Here is a 4,727-nt window from a genome sequence, read left to right as displayed (position 1 = left end):
CAGCAGGCCGGCCAGGCAGGCGAAGATGTAGAGCAGCGGCATCATCAACAGCAGCGAAGCGACGCGCGGCAGCACCAGGAAGTCGATCGCGGTCAGGCCCAGCACCTCGAGCGCATCGACCTCCTCGTTGGCCTGCATCGTCGCGATCTCGGCGGCGAATGCGGCGCCGGTGCGCCCGGCGATGACCACGGCCGTGATGATGGCCGCCATCTCGCGCGCGACCGCGATGCCCACCAGGTCGGCGACGAAGATGCCGGCGCCGAACTTGGCGAGCTGGACCGCGCCCACGAACGCCAGGATGGCGCCCACCAGCAGATTCACGACCAGGACGATCGGCACCGCCCTTGCGCTGCAGTCGGCCAGGACGCGCCCGAGGTCCTCGCGGCGGAAGGTCCAGCGGCCGCGCAGCGCGGCAGCGGCCGACAGCAGCACCTCGCCGAGGAAGTGCAAGGGCCGCTCGAGCGGGCCGACGGCCGATCGCGCGAGGGCGCCGAGGCTTTGGCGTTGGGGGAGGGGAGAGGTCATTCGACGGACAACGATTGTCCGTCGATGGTAGCGAATGGCTCGGGCCGTGCCGCTCAGACCGTGCCGGCTACCACTCGCCGACTTCGCGCAGGCGCTGATCGGGCTCCAGCCGATCGAAGCGCTCCCGGGCCCGCAACGCCTGGCGCCGATCGGTCCCGACCAGCTTGCCCAGCTTGCGCGAGAGCGCTTCGGCGATGGAACGCCGCGCCGTGGGCTGTGGCGTGCGGCCGGCGCGGATCGGGCGGTTGCGGCTGTTCATGGTCGTTTCCTCGGGGTGTGCCTTGATCATCCTGAATAACGGCGTCATGTCGATGACGGAACTCCCCCGCGAGACAACTGCGGCGGCCGGATCGTGCATATCGCACATCGGGCGTCGCTGCTTTCGAACATCGCCGGCCGAGGCGAACCCTGGGGCTTACCACTAGAGACTGAAGCTGCCGCATCTCCTTATAGTCTGCCGATCGTTTGGTTAACGATCGTTAGGACAAAATGGGTGCATTCGATTCCGTCTCGCTGGCGCAGCTGATCCAGCTCGGCCTGCAGGGCATTTCCACCGGCGCGATCTACAGCCTGGTCGCGCTCGGCCTGGTGCTCGGCTACAAGGCCACCGAGGTGCTCAACTTCGCACATGGCGACGTGCTGATGCTGTCGTCCTTTGCGGCCTGGTACTTCATCGTCGAGGCCGGCCTGTCGTTCTGGCTCGCGCTGCCGCTGGTGGTGCTGCTGGCCGCGGCGCTGTGCTGGATGCTCGAAGCCCGGGTGATGCGCGCCATCGTCGGCCAGCCGCAGTTCGCGGGTGTCATGCTGACCATCGGCATCGGCTTCATGATCCGAGGCGGCACCAGCATGGTGTTCGGTCCCGATTCGCGCAGCTACCCGACGCCCTGGACCGAACGCACGACCCCGATCGCCGGCGCCGTGGTGGCCGACCTCAACCTGGTGATCATCGCGGCCGCGCTCGGCGTGACGGCGCTGCTCTTCGTCTTCCTGCAGCGCACCGCACTGGGCGTCGCGATCCAGGCTTCGTCGCAGAACCAGCTGGCCTCCTACCTGTGCGGCGTGCGGGTCAAGCGCCTCAACTCGCTGGTGTGGTCGATCTCGGGCGCCATCGCGGCGCTCTGCGGCGTCCTGCTGGCGCCGATCTCGCTGGTCGACCTGGGCCTGTGGTTCGTGATGCTCAAGGCACTGGCGGCGCTGGTGMTCGGCGGCTTCGGCAGCGTGCCCGGCGCCATCCTCGGCGGCCTGCTGATCGGGCTGATCGAGCAGTTCTCGGGCGTCTACCTGCCCGACGGCTTCAAGGATGTCATGCCCTACCTGGTGCTGATCGCGGTGCTGGTGTTCTTCCCGCGGGGGTTGATCGGCGAAGCGCACGGGAGGCGCGTATGAGCAGGGACAATTGCCAGACCCGCTACGCCGAGGGCCGCGCGCTGCTGCGCACGCGCGAGCAGCGCCTGCTGTACGGTGCGCTCGCCGCCGCGCTGGTGGCCGCGCCCTTCGCGATGCCGACCTTCTATGTCGGCGAGGCCTCGTTCATCTTCATCATGTGCATCGCCAGCCTGGGGCTCATGACACTGACCGGCTTCACCGGACAGGTGTCGCTCGGGCAGGCGGCCTTCCTGAGCATCGGCGCTTACACGCATGCGCAGCTGCTGACGCTGGGCCTGCCGCTGCCCTTGTCGCTGCTGGCCGCCGGCACCGCGGCCGGGCTGGCGGGCTTGCTGGTGGGCCTGCCGGCGATCCGCGTCTCGGGCCTGCACCTGGCGGTGGTGACGCTGGCCTTCGCGATCGTCACCGAGCATGTCGTGGGCCGCTGGAGATCCGTCACCGGCGGCCACAGCGGCCTCGCGGTGCCCGACCCGGTGCTGTTCGGCCTGAGCCTGGGGGCGCCGCGGCCGTTCTACTACCTGTGCCTGGCGGTGCTCGCGCTGGTGCTGTGGCTGCTGCTCAACCTGATGCGCTCGGCCACTGGCCGTGCCTTCGTCGGCGTGCGCGACTCCGAGGCCGCGGCGCAGGGCCTGGGCATCCACGTGGCGCGCACCAAGGTGCTGGCCTTCGTGATCTCGGCCAGCGTGTCGGGCGTGGCCGGCGCGCTGCTGGCGCACCAGACGCAGTTCATCACGCCCGAGGGCTTCGGTCTCGCGCTCTCGCTGCAGCTGGTGCTGATGGTCTTCATCGGCGGCATGGGAAGCCTGCGCGGCGCCATCTTCGGGGCGCTGCTGATCGGCATGCTGCCGTCGCTGATCTCGCTCATGAAGCCGCTGCTGCCGGCGCGCATCGGCAGCCAGTTCGGGCTCGAGCTGTTCGTCTACGGCGCGGTGCTGGTGTTCTTCGTGCTGCTCGAGCCGCGCGGCCTCAACGGCCGCTGGCTGCGCATTCGCGGCGCGCTGGCCGAGTTCCCGCTGCGCCAGCGCGCCGGCTTCAAGCGCCAGAAGGCCTACATGCGATCGGAGCGTGCCTGATGGCCTTCTTCGAAGTCGATCGGCTCAGCCTGTCCTTCGGCGGCGTGCGCGCGGTGCGCGACGTCAGCTTCGAGGTCGCCGAGGGCGAGGTGTTCGCGATCATCGGGCCCAACGGCGCCGGCAAGACCTCGGTCTTCAACCTGATCACGCGGGTGTTCGATGCCAGCGGCGGCGCGGTGCGGCTGCGGGGCCGCGACATCACCCGGGTGGCGCGGCACGACGTGGTGCGCCACGGCATCGCGCGCACCTTCCAGAACATCGAGCTGTTCGAGGGCGCCACCGTGCTCGACAACCTGATGCTGGGCCGCCATTCGGCGCCGCACGGCAGCCTGTTCGCGCAGCTGCTCGACCTGCCGGTGGTGCGGCGCGCCGAGAACGCCACGCGCGAGGTGGTCGAGGACGTGATCGCGCTGCTCGAACTCGCGCCATACCGCATGAGCCTGGTCGCCGGGCTGCCCTACGGCATCCGCAAGGTCGTCGAGCTCGGCCGCGCGCTGGCGGCCGGGCCGAAGCTGCTGCTGCTCGACGAGCCGGCCTCCGGCCTCAACCCCGAGGAGACCCACGAGCTCGCGCACTGGATTCGCGACATCCGCGACGCGCTCGGCATCACCGTGGTCATGGTCGAGCACGACATGTCGCTGGTCTCGGCGGTGGCCGACCGCGTGCTGGTGATGGAGCAAGGCCAGCGGCTCGCGCTCGGCACGCCGGCCGAAGTGCAGTCCGATCCGCGAGTCATCGCTGCCTACCTGGGAGCATAGGATGAAACACCCCCGAAGCGCCTGCGGCGCCGCCCCCTCGAGGGGGCGATACCAGCGGCCCGGCAAAGCCGGTTCCGCGGTATCCCTGGCTTTTGGCTGCGCCGGTTTCATGCGCCGCGGGTCATGCGGTCACGTGGTGGAGCACTCGACATGACTGCACTGCTGAGCGTACGCAACATCGAGACCTGGTACGGGCCGGTCAACGCCCTCCGCGGCATCAGCCTCGAGGTCGAGGCCGGCCGCATCGTCTGCGTGCTGGGCGCCAACGGCGCCGGCAAGACCACGCTGCTGAACACCATCGCCGGCGTGATCGACCCGGCCAAGGGCAGCATCGAGTTCGAGGGCCAGCGCATCGACGGCCGCGATGCCGACGAGGTGGCGCGCGCCGGCGTCGTGCTGGTGCCCGAGGGCCGGCAGGTGTTCACTTTCCTGAGCGTGATCGAGAACCTGCGCATGGGCGCTTTCGCACGCCGCCGTGACCCGCAAGTGGCACGCGACATCGAGCGCGTGTTCGAGTGGTTCCCGCGGCTGAGGGAACGCAGCGCCCAGGCCGCCGGCCTGCTCTCGGGGGGCGAGCAGCAGATGGTGGCGATCGGCCGTGCCTTCATGGGCCGGCCGCGCCTGCTGCTGCTCGATGAGCCTTCGCTGGGGCTGTCGCCGCTGTTCACCAAGGAGATCTTCGCGATCGTGCAGCGCATTCGCAGCGAGACGAACACCGCGGTGCTGGTGGTGGAGCAGAACGCCGCCATCGCACTGGCCACCGCCGACGACGGCTACATCGTCGAGCTTGGCCGCATCGTGGCGGCCGACAGCTGCGCCAGGCTGCGCGAGCGCGACGACGTGCGCGATTTCTATCTCGGCGGCGCTGCCGCCCATGCGGTGGCCGGTGCCGAGCCGGGCCTGCGGCCACAGCGCCGGCGTGACAGCTGGCGCTAGCCGCCGGTCCTGTCTTTCATCCCACCCTCACTTCAGGAGACATCCATGA

6 protein-coding genes are annotated in these 4,727 nt (G+C 69.6%); 4 read left to right on the top strand and 2 right to left on the bottom strand.

The genetic code is table 11. The annotated features are described in order from the left end of the window. Together AC1D2K_RS30060 and AC1D2K_RS30055 are read right to left on the bottom strand one after the other, a co-directional pair. On the bottom strand, positions 1-525 hold a 525-nt coding region (locus tag AC1D2K_RS30060; protein WP_478093514.1), incomplete at its 3' end, for an MlaE family ABC transporter permease. 67 nt (positions 526-592) lie between these two features. Further along, entirely contained in the window at positions 593-784 is a 192-nt protein-coding gene (locus AC1D2K_RS30055) for a short-chain dehydrogenase (RefSeq protein ID WP_478093512.1), read from the bottom strand. A 230-nt stretch (positions 785-1,014) separates the two neighbouring features. On the opposite strand from AC1D2K_RS30055, the gene AC1D2K_RS30050 reads away from it, so the two are divergent. From AC1D2K_RS30050 to AC1D2K_RS30035, 4 genes are all read left to right on the top strand, one after another. Then, a complete protein-coding gene (locus AC1D2K_RS30050) occupies positions 1,015-1,911 on the top strand; it encodes a branched-chain amino acid ABC transporter permease (protein ID WP_478093510.1) in 897 nt (298 codons plus the stop codon). Continuing rightward, positions 1,908-2,984 carry a branched-chain amino acid ABC transporter permease gene (locus AC1D2K_RS30045; protein WP_478093509.1) on the top strand — a complete coding sequence of 359 codons (1,077 nt, stop codon included), beginning with the start codon at positions 1,908-1,910 and terminating at the stop codon, positions 2,982-2,984. Before AC1D2K_RS30050 ends, AC1D2K_RS30045 begins: the two co-directional genes overlap by 4 nt. After that, complete coding sequence (locus tag AC1D2K_RS30040; protein WP_478093507.1) at positions 2,984-3,742, top strand: ABC transporter ATP-binding protein; 759 nt, start codon at positions 2,984-2,986, stop codon at positions 3,740-3,742. The genes AC1D2K_RS30045 and AC1D2K_RS30040 overlap by 1 nt, the downstream gene beginning before the upstream one ends. A 150-nt stretch (positions 3,743-3,892) precedes the next feature. Beyond that, a complete protein-coding gene (locus AC1D2K_RS30035; RefSeq protein WP_478093506.1) occupies positions 3,893-4,678 on the top strand; it encodes an ABC transporter ATP-binding protein in 786 nt (261 codons plus the stop codon). The last annotated feature ends 49 nt before the right edge of the window (positions 4,679-4,727 follow it).

It is taken from the genome of Variovorax sp. P1_H12_2 (genome assembly GCF_056405335.1).
The sequence above is the reverse complement of the archived record's forward strand: the minus strand, read 5'-3'. Positions and strand labels throughout refer to the sequence as shown.

Coding starts and splice junctions, on each gene's coding strand:
- AC1D2K_RS30055 (WP_478093512.1), bottom strand. CDS start 784: ATGAACAGCCGCAACCGCCCGATCCGCGCCGGCCGCACGCCACAGCCC.
- AC1D2K_RS30035 (WP_478093506.1), top strand. CDS start 3,893: ATGACTGCACTGCTGAGCGTACGCAACATCGAGACCTGGTACGGGCCG.
- AC1D2K_RS30045 (WP_478093509.1), top strand. CDS start 1,908: ATGAGCAGGGACAATTGCCAGACCCGCTACGCCGAGGGCCGCGCGCTG.
- AC1D2K_RS30040 (WP_478093507.1), top strand. CDS start 2,984: ATGGCCTTCTTCGAAGTCGATCGGCTCAGCCTGTCCTTCGGCGGCGTG.